At 63.4% G+C, this 12042-nt stretch carries 14 protein-coding genes; 7 read left to right on the top strand and 7 right to left on the bottom strand.

Going from position 1 to position 12042, the window contains the following annotated elements:
- Positions 1–157: 157 nt before the first annotated feature.
- Entirely contained in the window at positions 158–487 is a 330-nt protein-coding gene (locus ACSQ84_RS16945; RefSeq protein WP_436212820.1) for a hypothetical protein, read from the top strand.
- Here ACSQ84_RS16945 and ACSQ84_RS16940 read toward each other — a convergent pair.
- The 6 genes from ACSQ84_RS16940 to ACSQ84_RS16915 form a co-directional block, all read right to left on the bottom strand.
- Complete coding sequence (locus ACSQ84_RS16940; protein ID WP_436212819.1) at positions 484–918, bottom strand: acyl-CoA thioesterase; 435 nt, start codon at positions 916–918, stop codon at positions 484–486. The two genes, ACSQ84_RS16945 and ACSQ84_RS16940, sit on opposite strands and share 4 nt — an antisense overlap.
- A 4-nt stretch (positions 919–922) precedes the next feature.
- The gene (locus ACSQ84_RS16935) at positions 923–1258 is read right to left on the bottom strand and encodes a HepT-like ribonuclease domain-containing protein (protein ID WP_436212818.1); all 336 of its coding nucleotides are present in this window, start codon (positions 1256–1258) and stop codon (positions 923–925) included.
- A 26-nt stretch (positions 1259–1284) separates the two neighbouring features.
- On the bottom strand, positions 1285–1578 hold the full coding sequence (locus ACSQ84_RS16930; protein WP_436212817.1) for a nucleotidyltransferase family protein: 294 nt from the start codon (positions 1576–1578) through the stop codon (positions 1285–1287).
- A gap of 107 nt (positions 1579–1685) precedes the next feature.
- Positions 1686–2801 (bottom strand): nickel/cobalt transporter, encoded by a 1116-nt coding sequence (locus ACSQ84_RS16925; protein WP_436212816.1) that lies wholly within the window; start codon positions 2799–2801, stop codon positions 1686–1688.
- Positions 2792–3427 (bottom strand): DUF1007 family protein, encoded by a 636-nt coding sequence (locus ACSQ84_RS16920; protein ID WP_436212815.1) that lies wholly within the window; start codon positions 3425–3427, stop codon positions 2792–2794. Before ACSQ84_RS16920 ends, ACSQ84_RS16925 begins: the two co-directional genes overlap by 10 nt.
- A 147-nt stretch (positions 3428–3574) precedes the next feature.
- Positions 3575–5665, bottom strand: coding sequence for a M3 family metallopeptidase (locus tag ACSQ84_RS16915; protein ID WP_436212814.1), 2091 nt, complete (start codon positions 5663–5665; stop codon positions 3575–3577).
- 129 nt (positions 5666–5794) lie between these two features.
- Between ACSQ84_RS16915 and ACSQ84_RS16910 the strand changes: the two genes are divergently transcribed.
- The 6 genes from ACSQ84_RS16910 (at position 5795) to ACSQ84_RS16885 (ending at position 11137) form a co-directional block, all read left to right on the top strand.
- On the top strand, positions 5795–6052 hold the full coding sequence (locus ACSQ84_RS16910; RefSeq protein WP_436212813.1) for a hypothetical protein: 258 nt from the start codon (positions 5795–5797) through the stop codon (positions 6050–6052).
- A 705-nt stretch (positions 6053–6757) separates the two neighbouring features.
- A complete protein-coding gene (locus ACSQ84_RS16905; protein WP_436212812.1) occupies positions 6758–7900 on the top strand; it encodes a type III PLP-dependent enzyme in 1143 nt (380 codons plus the stop codon).
- A gap of 197 nt (positions 7901–8097) precedes the next feature.
- Positions 8098–8697, top strand: a complete 600-nt coding sequence (locus ACSQ84_RS16900) for a GNAT family N-acetyltransferase (protein ID WP_436212811.1) — start codon at positions 8098–8100, stop codon at positions 8695–8697.
- A gap of 92 nt (positions 8698–8789) precedes the next feature.
- On the top strand, positions 8790–9179 hold the full coding sequence (locus tag ACSQ84_RS16895; protein ID WP_436212810.1) for a RidA family protein: 390 nt from the start codon (positions 8790–8792) through the stop codon (positions 9177–9179).
- 47 nt (positions 9180–9226) lie between these two features.
- Positions 9227–10669 carry a homospermidine synthase gene (locus ACSQ84_RS16890; protein WP_436212809.1) on the top strand — a complete coding sequence of 481 codons (1443 nt, stop codon included), beginning with the start codon at positions 9227–9229 and terminating at the stop codon, positions 10667–10669.
- A gap of 246 nt (positions 10670–10915) precedes the next feature.
- Complete coding sequence (locus tag ACSQ84_RS16885; protein ID WP_436212808.1) at positions 10916–11137, top strand: hypothetical protein; 222 nt, start codon at positions 10916–10918, stop codon at positions 11135–11137.
- Positions 11138–11156: 19 nt separating this feature from the next.
- Here the strand turns inward: ACSQ84_RS16885 and ACSQ84_RS16880 are convergent, their stop codons facing one another.
- Positions 11157–11897 (bottom strand): acetoacetate decarboxylase, encoded by a 741-nt coding sequence (locus ACSQ84_RS16880; RefSeq protein ID WP_436212807.1) that lies wholly within the window; start codon positions 11895–11897, stop codon positions 11157–11159.
- Between the last annotated feature and the right edge of the window lie 145 nt (positions 11898–12042).

Below are 12042 nucleotides of genomic sequence, written 5' to 3'. Positions count from 1 at the left end.
GCTATTTTGTCGCAGCCACAGGCTGTGGCCGCATTGACCGGATGCGGTCCCATCGGGGCCAAGGCGTTTCGTTCACATTGAACCTTGAAGTGGCCGGATCGCACCAAGGCTGCATAGCGCGTTACCCACTCCCGGGGGCGCACAGAGTTTTCATGCGATGGATACTGTCAAACAATCCCGCCGCCTCGGCGTCATCGGAAGCCTTGTCGGGCTGGTGGCGCTGCTGGTCTCGGCGCTGACGCATTTGTTGCCGGGGACTTATCTTGCCGTCCTCGTCGGCCAGGCAACCTGGAACGAGGTGCTTTCAATGACAGCCGCCTCGCTGGGCGTGCTTGCCATCACGCTTGCGGTCGTCGCGGTCATCATGAAAGAAGAGAGACTGCTGGCAGGCATCGCGGCCGTCCTCGGCACCGCCGCCATCGCGGTCCAGATATGGTGGGTTCTGCTCATCCTGGCGATCGCGATCATCGTCTTCAATTCCTTCTAAACCAGATGCCGCTCGCGCGTTGCGATCAGGTCCCGCATCGATTTCGGGATCGGGACCGGACGATGGGATTTTTGATCGGTATAGACCCAGACGGCCTCGCCGGTCACCAGCGCCTCATTGCCGCCCTTGCGAAAGATCGCAAGTTCGAATGCAAGACTTGAATTGCCGATCCGCGCCACCCGCGCGCCGACGTCGAGCTCCCAGTCGAACAGCACCGGCGCCTTGTATTCGATCAGCGATTTGACGATGTGGAAGTCGATGCCGGTATGCCTGGAATCGGCGTATTGGTCATAGCCGAGCGCGCGGAAATACTCGGTGATGGTCGTATCGAAGTACGTCAGGTAGTGCGAGTTGAAGACAACGCCCTGACCGTCGATCTCGGAATAGCGCACCCGAAACGGGTGGAAGAACCAGAACTGCTCGCGTGACATTGATTCATTTCCCGGAAAGACGCCGCGCTTCCGCGGCGAGCTCAGAGCGGCAGGCTTTTTCCAATACTGGTAAATCAGCTTGCACCAGCTTCCACAGGACGGGTGCGGCGATACTCTCGTAGTCGTGGCGCAGCACGTTGCCGATTCCCGCAACTTTCTGCCATGGGATTTCCGGATTGGGCGCCTTCAGGTCATCCGTAAGATGACGACTGGCTTCGGAAATTATCTCAACACCGCGCTCGACAAGCCATTGTCGCTGCCAATCGTTTTCGAATGCTTCGAGCGACACATCCGCCAATACGCCATTGACGCGTTCGATCGCCTCGATGATATCCGTCAAACGGGGGATGAGCGAACGTGCTACCATTAAAACACGCGGACGGCTGTTGCTTCTATCGCTTCCCGCAGCGCCTTGTGCAGGCTATCGCGCGTCATGATATCCGTCTTCCGGCCGAGAATACTGGCGGCGTATTCTTTCACGTCCATCAGTTCGTATACGCCGAGCTTACCCCTTTGATAGTCGAAAAAGAGGTCCACGTCGGAATCGTGATTAGCCTCGCCACGCGCCGTCGAGCCGAACATGTAAAGATGTTCGACGCCAAGCCGCTTCAAATCGGCTTCGTGTTGCCGCAACCGGCTAATGGCTTCATCGCGTTCCATAGCAATATTGTAGCAAATCCGGGCGGCTGGTTCCACGTCTTTCGATTTCGGCGATCACGAAGCGATCCGGACCCCGTACACCGATTGAAGCCGCCGCCGTCATAAGCTCACAAACACGTCACCCGCTCTGCCGCGAGATAGCCGAACAGCAGGCCTAGGCCGAACAGCAGCACCAGTCCCGCGGCGCCGAATTCGATGCCGCGCATAACAAGCGCGCCGCCGCCCTCGCGGCCCGAGCTGAGGCGCTGCGCGAGGCCTCGCGCGGACACCGCGACGACGGCGATGGTCGCGACTGTGATCGCGGTGCCGAGCCCCATCACGAAGGTCGCGGCGATGCCGGCCCAGAACAGCCCCTGCGCCAGCGCGAACACGAGCACCAGGATCGCGCCCGAACAGGGCCGCAGGCCGACTGCGAAGATCGCCCCTAAGCCGCGCTGCCAGCCACCGGGCCCGGCGAGCTGGTCCGGCGTCGGGCCATGGGAGTGGCCGCAGTGCTCGTCATGGACGTGGCCGTCGTGGTGATCGTGGCCGTGATGACCATGATCGTGGTGACCATGGCCATGGGCGTGGTCATGCCGATCATGGCCATGGTGGTGGTGACCGTGATCGTGATGCGCGACCGCCATCGCGGGCGCGAGGGCGGGCTTGGCCTGCAGCGCGCGCATAAAACCGCCGCCCTTGGTCCAGACCAGCCGGGCGCCGAACGCTGCAATCAGGGCGTAGCTTACGATCTCGATCGCCTTCTCGGTCCCGCACATGGTCTTGGCGGTGGCGTTGAGCAGCCAGGCGAAAATCCCGACGATCAGCACCGCGACCAGCGCCTGCAGCATCGCGGATGCAAACGACAGCACGATGCCGCGCCGCGCGGTTTCCTGGTTGGCGACCAGATAGGACGAAATCACCGCCTTGCCGTGGCCGGGGCCGGCGGCGTGAAAGACACCGTAGGCAAAGGAGATCGCGAGCAGCGTCCAGACCGCCGAGCCGTCGGACTTGGCGGCACGGATGGTCGCCGACATCTCGCGGTAGAATTCCGATTGTTTTGCCAATAGCCAGCCGACGATGCCGCCGACTTGCGGCTCGGGCGCTTGGGCCGGCCGCGGCCCGCCGAACGGGTTTTGCGCCAACAGCGCATGCAGGGCGCCGTCGACCGCGACAATGGCGGCGAGCGCGACAATCCCGATCAGGAGCGCGTGGGCAACGCTTGTGCCCGGCCTCACGGGCAATCCACCAGGATCTTGTTGGCGTACATCGCGCCGTAGTTGGAATTGTCGCCGTTCATGAAATTGTTTTCGTTGAGCCGCTGGGCGTTGGCGGTGCCGTCATTGGGTCGCTGGAACTGCAGCTTGCATTGGGCAGGCGCGCCGACCAGCTTGATCGGGTCCTTCTCGTCGAACTTGAAGTCGATGAAGAACGCCGGATCGAACACTTCGAGCGCGGTCTGCCTGGCCTTGAACGGCGCCTTGGCGGGCAGCATGAAATGCAGCGTCAGCGCGTCGTCCTTGAATTCGAGGTAGTAGTCGACCGGATCGACGAACTTCTCCTTCTTGCCGTCGGCCTTGGCGAAGGTGAAGAAGCCGAACTCCTTGAGCGACTCGACGTTGGTCTGCGCCAGCGGCGCCAGTTCCTCGCGGCTGTAGACGCCCTTGGTCTTGGTCGCGACGCCCTGCAGCGCGTAGGTCGAGAACATGTCGTCAAAGGTCCAGGCGTGGCGCACGCCCGAGATCGTGCCGTCGGCGGCATAGACCACCTCGCTCTTGGCGGTGATCCAGACATGCGGATGGGCCACTGCGGGGGCCGCGCCGAGCAGCGACGCGACGATCAAGCCGAGGAAGCCGAATAGTACACGCATGAGGTCGTCCCTGCGAACGCAGGGACCCATACGCCGTGTCGTCTCGTTTTGGCAGTGTGGCAAAGGCGTTCCTTTACAACGAACATCAGTGGTTATGGGTCCCTGCGCCGGTGCGCAATTGCGCACCAGGCAGGGACGACGAGGAACTCAGGCGGCCTCTGGCGTTTCAAGCAGACCGCGCCGGCGCAGCAGCGCGTCGGGCTCCGGCTCCCTGCCGCGGAAGGCGACATAGGCATCTTCAGGGTCGCGCGAGCCGCCCGACGAATAGATGTCGTCGTGCAGGCGTTTGGCGGTGGCGGGATCGAAGATGTCGCCGGCCTCCTCGAAGGCGCCGAACGCATCGGCGTCCATCACCTCCGACCACATGTAGCTGTAATAACCCGAGGCATAATGATCGCCGGAGAAGATGTGGCCGAATTGCGTGGGCCGGTGGCGCAGCGCGATCTCGGCGGGCATTCCGATTTTCTCCAGCTCGGCCTTCTCGAACGCGCCGACGTCGCGGCTGGCCGAGGCCGGCTGGGTGTGGAATTCCAGGTCGATCAGCGCCGAGGAAACGAACTCCACGGTAGCAAAGCCCTGGTTGAATTTCCGCGCGGCGAGGAAGCGCTGGAGCAACTCGTCGGGCAGCGGCTCCCCGGTCTGGTAGTGCCGGGCGAACTGCCGCAGCACCTGCGGCTGCTCCTGCCAGTGCTCGTAGAGCTGCGAGGGCAGCTCGACGAAATCGGTGAACACGGAGGTGCCCGACAGCGAGGGGTAGTTCACGTTGGACAGCATGCCGTGCAGGCCGTGGCCGAACTCGTGGAACAGGGTCCGCGCGTCGTCCGGCGACAGCAGCGACGGCTCACCGTCGGCGCCCTTGGCGAAATTGCAGACATTGATCACCAGCGGGGCGATCTCGCCGTCGAGCTTCTGCTGGTCGCGCAGCGAGGTCATCCAGGCGCCAGAGCGCTTTGACGGCCGGGCGAAGTAGTCGCCGTAGAACAGCGCCTTGTGCTTGCCGTCGCGGCCCTTGACCTCCCAGACCCGGACGTCCGGGTGCCAGACCGGCACATCCTTGCGTTCGGTGAAGGTGACGCCGAACAGCCGGGTGGCGCAGTCGAACGCGGCGTCGATCATGTGGTCGAGAACCAGATACGGCTTGATCGCCGCGTCGTCGAAATTGGCGCGGACCTGGCGCAGCTTTTCGGCGTAGTAGCGCCAGTCCCACGGCGCCAGCGCGAAATTGCCGCCCTCTGCTGCGATCATCGACTGCAGCGCGTCGCGGTCGGCGAGCGCCCGGGCCCGCGCCGGTTTCCAGACCCGCTCCAGCAGGCTGCGCACCGCCTCGGGCGTCTTGGCCATGGAATCCTCCAGGCGGTAGGCCGCATAGGTCGGGTAGCCCATGATCCTCGCGGCCTCCTCGCGAAGGCTGAGGATCTCCACGAGGGTGGCGTTGTTGTCATTGGCGTTGCCGTTGTCGCCGCGCGCGGTGAAGGCCCGGAACACCTTCTCGCGCAGGTCGCGGCGATCGGAGCTCTTCAGGAACGGCTCCACGGAAGACCGCGACAGCGTCACGATCGCCTTGCCGGCCATCCCGCGCGCCTCGGCGGCGGCCTTGGCGGCGGCGACGAACGCCTCGGGCAGGCCGCCACGGTCGTCCTCGCCGAGCTCCATGAACCAGTCCTGCTCGTCGCCGAGCAGATGGTGGCTGAACGACGTGCCGAGCTCGGCCAGCCGCTCGTTGATCTCGGCCCGGCGCGCCTTGGCGGCTTCGTCGAGGCCGGCGCCGGCGCGGTGGAAGTTGGTGTAGGTTCGCTCCAGGAGCCGCATCTCCTCGCCCGTCAGGCCAAGTGTGGCGCGATTGTGATGCAGCAGGGCGATGCGGCCGAACAGCACCGCGTTCATCATGATCGGATTCCAGTGCCGCGCCATCCGCGGCGACACTTCCTTGTCGATCTCCAGGATCGCCGGGTTGGAGTGCGCCGACACCAGATCGTAAAACACCGCGGAGACTTTCGAGAGCAGCTTGCCGGAGCGCTCCAGCGCCGTGATGGTGTTGGCAAAGTCCGGCGTCGAGGGATCATGGGTGATCGCCGCGATCTCGGCGGCGTGATCGGCAAAGGCCTGCTCGAACGCCGGCAGGAAGTGCTCCGGGAGAATTTCGGCAAAGGGCGGCGTCTCGAACGGCGTTTGCCACGCCCGGAGCAGCGGATTTGCCTCGCCTGCTGGAGGGGTCGCATTTTGCTGGGTTTCCGACATCACAAATCCCGTTTTCGCCTTGAATAGATGCGTCAATCTATATCACGCCATAAGGCCTTTTTGGGCCTTTTAAGCTTGATAGTGGGGACCTTTTCGGAGAGATTGCGTCCGTCAACAGGACCTTTTTTCATGAGCATGCAGCCCTCCTCCGCCAAGCGCGAGATCGTCTGGCAGAGTGTCATCACCGTCATCTCGGCGGCGATCCTGATCGGCGCCGAGGTGTTCGGCGCGGCCTTTGCCGGCGGCTGGGCGCTCGCGATCCTGCTCGGACTCTCCGACACCGGCGCGCACATCCTGCAGGCGGTGCTGTTCGGCATCGGCGTCGTGATCATGGTCGGCTTCGTCCGCGGGGCGCAGCGCATCGAGCCGTTCTGGAAACGTCACTGATCAGCGCGCTCAAGAAACCGCTGCGGCACAGGCGCTTTCGCGATCGCACTTCACGCAGCACCGCTTCGTAATTCCTCCGAAAAATCTTAACAGCCGTTCATGTTTGGCGACGCCGGCGCGTCTCTTGACGTCGCCAGCGCGTGCCGAAAACGCTTTTGTAAGGACGCGCGCGGAAATTTGTCCCCAGCCTAAAAAAAATGTTGCGAAGCAGAATCAAAAGCCTTATTTCCAGCCTTGCCCAATTTCGCACGTGCCTGTGGTCGTGTGTCAGTCGGTAGGTATCCGGACAAGAGGCCGGACAGCCGCCAAGGGATGAAGAACCGAGGGTCGCTTAGGTGAAAACCTGAGAGGCCAGCATCTCTCTCAAGAGATGCCGTTGAAGGTCTCTGCATCCTTTGCAACCGTGACTGGCAGCCGGAGGCGAACCGGCGCACCCCGCTCTCAACGGGGGACGCGACTTAAAGCAACGACGGATCGGGCTTTTTTGGTCTCTACCGGCATTCCAACGCCGGCGCGGGCTACTGAAAAGGCTTGTCCTTCATTGCCAGGTGTGCGGGCGGGAAATTTTCCCAACCAATCCACGGCAGCACAATTCGGTCTGAGTCCAAGGCCCAGTCGCGTCTCCATCGTGCGACTGCGCCGAAGCACTTATGGCCGAGATTTACATTTGAACGGGTCCCGTCGCTGGGCCGTTTGGAGGGTGCTATGACCGAACGTATTCAGGAATTCCTGCGCAACCGCCGCAGCGAGGGCCACGACACCGAGCCGTGCCTCGTCGTCGACCTCGAAGTCGTGCGCGACAACTACCAGACCTTCGCGAAGGCCTTGCCGGACAGCCGCGTGTTCTACGCGGTGAAGGCGAACCCGTCGCCGGAGGTGCTGTCGCTGCTGGCCTCGATGGGCTCGTGCTTCGACACCGCAACGGTCGCCGAAATCGAAATGGCGCTGGCCGCCGGTGCGACGCCGGACCGCGTCTCCTATGGCAACACGATCAAGAAGGAGCGCGACATCGCGCGGGCCTTCGCGCTCGGCATTCGCCTGTTCGCGGTCGACTGCGCCGCCGAGGTCGAGAAAGTCGCCCGTGCCGCGCCCGGCGCCAAGGTGTTCTGCCGCATCCTCTATGATTGCGCAGGCGCCGAATGGCCGCTGTCGCGCAAGTTCGGCTGCGACCCGGAGATGGCGGTCGACGTGCTCGACCTCGCCAAGCGTCTGGGCCTGGAGCCGTGCGGCATCTCGTTCCATGTCGGCTCGCAGCAGCGCAAGGTGAAGGCGTGGGACCGGGCCCTGTCGATGGCCTCGTCGGTGTTCCGTGACTGCGCCGAGCGCGGGATCAACCTCTCCATGGTCAACATGGGCGGCGGATTCCCGACCAAGTACCTCAAGGACGTTCCTCCGGTCCTGCAATACGGCCGGTCGATCTTCCGTGCGCTGCGCAAGCATTTCGGCAACCAGATCCCGGAAACCATCATCGAGCCGGGACGCGGCATGGTCGGAAATGCCGGCATCATCGAGACCGAAGTCGTTCTGATCTCCAAGAAGAGCGACGAGGACGAGGTGCGCTGGGTGTACCTCGACATCGGCAAGTTCGGCGGTCTCGCCGAGACGATGGACGAGTCGATCCGTTACGCCATCCGCACCCCGCATGACGGTGCGGAGATGACGCCGTGCGTGCTCGCGGGGCCCACCTGCGACAGCGCCGACGTCTTGTACGAGAAGCTGCCGTATCCGCTCCCGGTGACGCTCGAGATCGGCGACAAGCTGCTGATCGAAGGCACCGGCGCCTATACGTCGACCTACTCGTCGGTGGCGTTCAACGGCATCCCGCCGCTGCGGACCTACCACATCTGAGGTAGCCGCGTGCGCCGGGTGGGGGCTCTCTCCGCTGGCATCGGTGCCTGCGGAAGCACCCCCTCCCCGCCCTCCCCCGTAAGCGCGGGAGAGGGAGCGATAGAGCGGAAGCCGGTGCGCCGGCTTTTTCCATACATCCAATTTTTTAGACAACGCTCCGCGGCGTGATTTGCCGCTGGAGTGAGGACTGACGTGCCATGACTGCTTTGCGGAAGACCACTGCTGCCCTCACCCCCGACGCTGCTCCGTTCGCGATCCGTGCGGAGCGGGCTTCGGACGTCGTCGCGCGTGAAGCGCTGCTGGATGCCTGCTTTGGCGCAAATCGCCTTAACCGCACCTGCCAGCGCCTGCGCGACGGACGTGCGCCCGCCGAAGGCCTTGCCTTGTCGGCCGTGGCACGAGGGAAACTGGTGGGCACCGTGCGGTTGTGGCACGTCAACGCCGGGAGCGTGCCCGCGCTGATGCTCGGGCCGCTCGCGGTCGACGCCGACAGCCGCAAGTTCGGCGTCGGCGCGGCGCTGATGGAACAGGCGCTGATGATCGCAAAACAACGCGGCCATGGCGCGGTGATCCTGCTCGGCGACGCGCCCTATTATATCAGGTTCGGGTTCTCGAACCTGAAGACCGGCGAGCTGTCGCTGCCCGGCCCGTTCGAGCGCGACCGCCTGCTCGGCCTCGAGCTGCGGGAGGGCGCGCTGGGCGGCGCCCGGGGCATGATCGCGGCGACCGGCGCGCCGCTGCACAAGGCAAAAGCGCGCGCCAACAAGGCGCCGCAGGCCGTGCCGCACGCGGCTTGAGCCGTCGCCCAGAGGGGTTGCGTGGGCTGGCGAAAAGCCCTTAAACCGCGCCAATCCCGCTTGTCCGGATCAAGCTGAAAATCGAGGTCCTGATGCCCCGCCGTCTGATTTCCACCGGTTCGCCGTTCGAGAAGACCGCCGGCTATAGCCGCGCCGTGATCGACGGCGATTTCGCCTTTGTCGCCGGCACCACCGGCTATGACTACACCACCATGACGATGCCGGCCGATGTCACGAGCCAGTCACGGAACTGCTTCAAGACCATCGAGGCCGCCTTGAAAGAAGGCGGTTTCGCGATGGCCGACATCGTCCGCGCGACCTACTACATCACCGACGTCAAGGACGCGGACGCCCATTTCGCAGTCTGCGGCGAAGTTCTCGGCGACATCCGCCCGGCCGCGACGCTTCTGGTGGTCGCCGGCCTCTACAAGCCCGAGATGAAGATCGAGATCGAAGTGACCGCCAAGCGCCGTACCGCTTGATTCACCCTCACCATTTGCCCGCCAGTACTTTTCGGAGAAACCATCCCATGAGCCCCGCCTCGCAGATCTACGCGAAGATTACCGGTCCCATCGTCATGGTCGGCTTCGGCTCCATCGGCAAAGGCACGCTGCCGCTGATCGAGCGGCATCTCGATTACGACAAGTCGCGCGTCACCGTGATCGATCCCAAGGACGAAGGCCGCAAGGCACATTGCGAAAAGCACAATGTCAGATTCATCCAGCAGGGCGTGACCAGGGACAATTACCGCGAACTGCTGACCCCGCTGCTCACGGAAGGCGGCGGCCAGGGTTTTTGCGTCAATCTCTCGGTCGATACCGGCTCTACCGACATCATGGAGCTCTGCAACGAACTCGGCGCGCTTTACATCGATACCGTCAACGAGCCCTGGCTCGGCTTCTATTTCGATGCTTCGAAAGGTCCGGAAGCGCGCTCCAACTACGCGCTTCGCGAAGCGACGCTGGCCGCCAAGAAGGCGCGCCCGGCGGGCTCGACGACGGCCGTCTCCTGCTGTGGCGCCAATCCCGGCATGGTCTCGTTTTTCGTCAAGCAGGCGCTGCTCGATGTCGCCGCTGATCTGAAGCTCAATGCCCCCAAGCCGAAGACCAAAGCCGAATGGGCGGACTTGATGCGGCAGGCTGGCATCAAGGGCATCCACATCGCCGAACGCGACACCCAGCGCTCCAAGTCGCCGAAAGAGCCGGACGTATTCGTCAACACCTGGTCGGTGGAAGGTTTCCTGTCGGAAGGCGTGCAGCCGTCCGAACTCGGCTGGGGCACCCATGAAAAATGGATGCCCGAGAATGCACGTACCCACCAGGCCGGCTGCGGCGCCGCCATCTATCTGATGCAGCCCGGCGCCAACACGCGCGTGCGCACCTGGTGCCCGACCCGCGGCGCGCAGTATGGCTTCCTCGTTACCCACAACGAGTCGATCTCGATCGCCGATTACTTCACCGTGCGCGACGCATCGGGCACGGCGATCTATCGGCCGACCTGCCACTATGGCTATCATCCGGCTGACGATGCAGTGCTATCGCTGCATGAAATGTTCGGCCGCGCGGCGAAGATGCAGGAAAAGCACCACATCCTCGATGAGAACGAAATCGTCGATGGCATCGACGAACTCGGCGTGCTGCTATTCGGCCATGACAACAATGCCTACTGGTACGGCTCGCAGCTCTCCATCGAAGAGACCCGCCAACTCGCGCCCTATCAGAACGCCACCGGCCTGCAAGTGACCTCCGCCGTGCTCGGCGGCATGGTGTGGGCGCTGGAAAACCCGAACGAAGGCATCGTCGAAGCCGACGAGATGGATTTCGATCGTCTGCTGGAAATCCAGATGCCGTATCTCGGGCCAGTGAAGGGCTATTACACCGACTGGACCCCGCTCACGGACCGGCCGGGCCTGTTCCCGGAAGACATCGACACGAGCGATCCCTGGCAGTTCCGGAACGTTCTGGTGCGCTGAGGTTCAGGTTGGACCGCGGCCCCCACGCGAGCGGTTGGGAGTTCTGCGGGCCGGGGCGCGTTCATTCTTTGCATGAGTTGTTTTCGATATTGGTTCCCGTCCCTTGCTGCGTTGCAGCATCAGGGGGCTCCGGCCAACGTAACGCTCGTTTAATGAAATCGGGCCATCCTGAAAGGTACCTCTTTTGCGAGGGCCTTGAGCCGCCCTGCGTCTCTTCGCAGCAGCGTCCTCGGTGGAGCGATGGACATGCGTGCCATTATCGCAATCATGCTATCGGCGGTCGTTTTGGCCGGGTGCAAACCCGACAACAACAACGACATCACCGGCTCGATCGATAACTGCGCCCGCAAGCTCTACAGCTCGTACAATCCCAAGGACATGAAGCAGTGCGTCGCCGTGTGCCTCGCCTGCCAGCGCGGCGTGATGACGACCTGCTCGACGTCGTGCTCGCTCAAGGGCGCTTACTGAGCGGCAAGCGCCCGGCGCTTCATTTCGCCAGATAATCGAACGCCACCGTGCCAAGCCCGAGCGTGAGATCCGCCTTGCAATGCAGCGCGGAGACCACCTCGCGCACCGGCAGCCGCGCCACGTCGGCGAGGGCATGCGGGAACAGCCCGAGGGCTGCGGGGCCGCTCCAGGCTTCTTTCAGCGTGATGTCCTCGAGACAATACCGCACCAGTTCGCAAATGCGCGGGCTGCCATCGACATGCGGAATGATCTTGAGCATGAAGTTCGGCGCCTGCATCGCCTTCAGCACCGCGTCATGATCGACCTGGCGATGCTTGTAGCCCATGGTGGCGGAGGCGCAGAGCACCGAGCCGTAATGCAGCGTGCCGACCAGCACGTCGCTCTCGACGGCGATCTTCGGCGACGCCAGCTTCTTCGGAAAACCCCACAATTCGCGTCCGCCCGCGATCGGCCCTTCGTCGTCCAGATACATCGAGTGGACGTAGGCGCCCTCCTCGCCCTTGAAGCGGACCGGGATTACCTGCCCGGTTTCGGTGTAGTCGCCGAAGCCGGTCGAATCGGGCATGCGGATGAATTCGTACTTGACCAACGGCTCGGCGATTTCGAGCGGCTCCGGCACCACGGCGGCGAGGGCTTCGGGATCGGTCCGGTAGGTGATGATGAAATATTCGCGGTTGAAGAAACGATAGGGCCCCGGCGGGAACGACGGGTTGGTCAGCGGCATGGAATATGCGGTTCGCCTGACGTCGTCGATCTTCATGGCCTGCCCCATCTGTCGCCGGCGCTGTCGCGCGGATCATGCGAGTATGGAGCAGCGGGATGACGCAGGCGAGACTGTAAAACCGGCAAGTGGAGTGAAAACTCGTGCGTCCTTCAGGGGCGCGAGAAGCGCGAGTCCGGAATCC

The sequence above is a fragment of the Bradyrhizobium sp. LjRoot220 genome (genome assembly GCF_964252915.1).
Classification (GTDB): Bacteria; Pseudomonadota; Alphaproteobacteria; order Rhizobiales; family Xanthobacteraceae; genus Bradyrhizobium.
Note: the sequence above shows the minus strand (reverse complement) of the source record. Positions and strands in the feature narration are given on the sequence as shown.

Coding starts and splice junctions, on each gene's coding strand:
- ACSQ84_RS16945 (WP_436212820.1), top strand. CDS start 158: ATGGATACTGTCAAACAATCCCGCCGCCTCGGCGTCATCGGAAGCCTT.
- ACSQ84_RS16940 (WP_436212819.1), bottom strand. CDS start 918: ATGTCACGCGAGCAGTTCTGGTTCTTCCACCCGTTTCGGGTGCGCTAT.
- ACSQ84_RS16930 (WP_436212817.1), bottom strand. CDS start 1,578: ATGGAACGCGATGAAGCCATTAGCCGGTTGCGGCAACACGAAGCCGAT.
- ACSQ84_RS16920 (WP_436212815.1), bottom strand. CDS start 3,427: ATGCGTGTACTATTCGGCTTCCTCGGCTTGATCGTCGCGTCGCTGCTC.
- ACSQ84_RS16915 (WP_436212814.1), bottom strand. CDS start 5,665: ATGTCGGAAACCCAGCAAAATGCGACCCCTCCAGCAGGCGAGGCAAAT.
- ACSQ84_RS16910 (WP_436212813.1), top strand. CDS start 5,795: ATGAGCATGCAGCCCTCCTCCGCCAAGCGCGAGATCGTCTGGCAGAGT.
- ACSQ84_RS16905 (WP_436212812.1), top strand. CDS start 6,758: ATGACCGAACGTATTCAGGAATTCCTGCGCAACCGCCGCAGCGAGGGC.
- ACSQ84_RS16900 (WP_436212811.1), top strand. CDS start 8,098: ATGACTGCTTTGCGGAAGACCACTGCTGCCCTCACCCCCGACGCTGCT.
- ACSQ84_RS16895 (WP_436212810.1), top strand. CDS start 8,790: ATGCCCCGCCGTCTGATTTCCACCGGTTCGCCGTTCGAGAAGACCGCC.
- ACSQ84_RS16890 (WP_436212809.1), top strand. CDS start 9,227: ATGAGCCCCGCCTCGCAGATCTACGCGAAGATTACCGGTCCCATCGTC.
- ACSQ84_RS16885 (WP_436212808.1), top strand. CDS start 10,916: ATGCGTGCCATTATCGCAATCATGCTATCGGCGGTCGTTTTGGCCGGG.
- ACSQ84_RS16880 (WP_436212807.1), bottom strand. CDS start 11,897: ATGAAGATCGACGACGTCAGGCGAACCGCATATTCCATGCCGCTGACC.